The organism is Subtercola sp. Z020 (assembly GCF_002931235.1).
Taxonomy (GTDB): domain Bacteria; phylum Actinomycetota; class Actinomycetes; order Actinomycetales; family Microbacteriaceae; genus Subtercola.
Map to the genome: position 1 here is coordinate 1 of NZ_PSTT01000013.1, position 1,595 is coordinate 1,595.

2 protein-coding genes are annotated in these 1,595 nt (G+C 68.1%); one reads left to right on the plus strand and one right to left on the minus strand.

The features are described 5' to 3' along the window. Positions 1-74 precede the first annotated feature (74 nt). Positions 75-1,046, plus strand: a complete 972-nt coding sequence (locus tag C5B96_RS01965; RefSeq protein WP_104242446.1) for a DNA topoisomerase IB — start codon at positions 75-77, stop codon at positions 1,044-1,046. Positions 1,047-1,115: 69 nt separating this feature from the next. On the opposite strand, the gene C5B96_RS01970 is transcribed toward C5B96_RS01965, so the two are convergent. Further along, a complete protein-coding gene (locus tag C5B96_RS01970) occupies positions 1,116-1,523 on the minus strand; it encodes a hypothetical protein (RefSeq protein ID WP_104242448.1) in 408 nt (135 codons plus the stop codon). Positions 1,524-1,595 lie beyond the last annotated feature (72 nt).

Genomic DNA, 1,595 nt, shown 5'->3' on the forward strand with positions numbered 1-1,595 from the left:
GTGAAGTAGCTGCCGCCACGGGGATTCGGATGCTCGACCTGCAGCTGCGGCGGCGCGGCGGGTAGGGTCGGGGGATGGTCAGATTGCGGCGCAGCGATTCGAGCGGGAAGGGGCTGCGACGCCTGAAGGCGGGGCGCGGGTTCACCTACCAGGACGTCGACGGAACGACACTGAAAGACCCCGAGCTCCGGGCGCGCATCGAGCACCTCGCGATACCGCCGGCGTGGCGTGACGTCTGGATCGCCCCGTACGCCAACGGCCACATCCAGGCCACCGGCATCGACTCCGCGGGCCGCCGCCAGTACATCTACCACCCGACCTGGCGCGAACAGAAGGACCGCATCAAGTTCGACCGTGCCCTCAGCTTGGCCGAGTCGCTGCCGCAGGCGAGACGGAAGGTCACGATGGACCTCCGGCACGGGCATCCAGATCGGGAGCGCGCGTCAGCAGCGGCCTTCCGGATGCTCGACCAGGGCTCGCTCCGGGTCGGCAGCGAGCGGTACGCCGAGCAGCACGGCAGCTACGGCCTCTCGACCCTGCTCTGTGCGCACGTGAAAGTGCGCGGCGACGTAGTGCACCTCGCCTTCCCCGCCAAGAGCGGGCAGGCGTGGGAGTCCGACATCCGCGATCCCGAACTCGCCCGTATCGTCGCCGGGCTGAAACGCCGCGGGCCCAACGCCCACCTGCTGGCCTTCCGCGATGAACGCGGGCGGTGGCATCCACTCGACGCCCTCGAGATCAACGCGTACGTGCGGGAGCAGACCGGGGGAGATTTCACGGCGAAGGACTTCCGCACGCTGCACGGCACCCTCGCCGCCGCCGTCAGCCTCGCCAAGGCGGGCCCGCAGCCCTCGGAGTACAAGCGCAAGCGCGCCCTCGCGCAGGCCATGCGCGACGCGGCCGCCGTGCTCAGCAACACCCCGACCATCGCGAAGAACAGCTACGTCGACCCCCGCATCGTCGACAAGTACAGCGAGGGCCACACCATCGACCCCACCCGCCTGGCCTCGGCCGAGTCCGAACTCCGCGCCCTCCTCTTCGAGTAGAAGGGCGATTCAAGCAGGAGTCCTTGCCGAGCGGGAGCCCCGTGAAGTTATTGGCCGCGCGCCCCTGCGTCAAGGCAGCCGCCAAGCGCTGCGAAGCAGTGCGCAGAATTCATCGCCCGTGAACTCGTCGCCACGGGGTGTCTTCACCGTCTCGTCACCGTACTCCACCGCGAGGATGCCGAAGTCGCCCTCGTCACCGACATCGCAGGAGACCCTGATCGCGCCGCCCCGTGCCTCGTTCGTGAGCACCGTCAGCTCTGCTCCGATCGACAGTGGTTGCTCATCGACGAGAGCACCGGGTACGTCGAGCTGCAGCATGGCGCATCGTCTGACGTCGTCGAGCAGCAGCGTGAGCGACGTGAACGTCTCCGGGCCAGCGTCGAACGCACCGATGACCGCGAATTCGACCTGCCCGTGCTCGAAGCGAACCACCCTGAGGCTCGCGTCGTGCAGCCACGACCACAGTTCTCGCTGCATCCACCTACGGTAGCAGAAATGACGAAAACTCACGTTAAGACGGGGTCACCAGGGGGTGGGTGCCGCGGGGCC

Coding starts and splice junctions, on each gene's coding strand:
- C5B96_RS01965 (WP_104242446.1), top strand. CDS start 75: ATGGTCAGATTGCGGCGCAGCGATTCGAGCGGGAAGGGGCTGCGACGC.
- C5B96_RS01970 (WP_104242448.1), bottom strand. CDS start 1,523: ATGCAGCGAGAACTGTGGTCGTGGCTGCACGACGCGAGCCTCAGGGTG.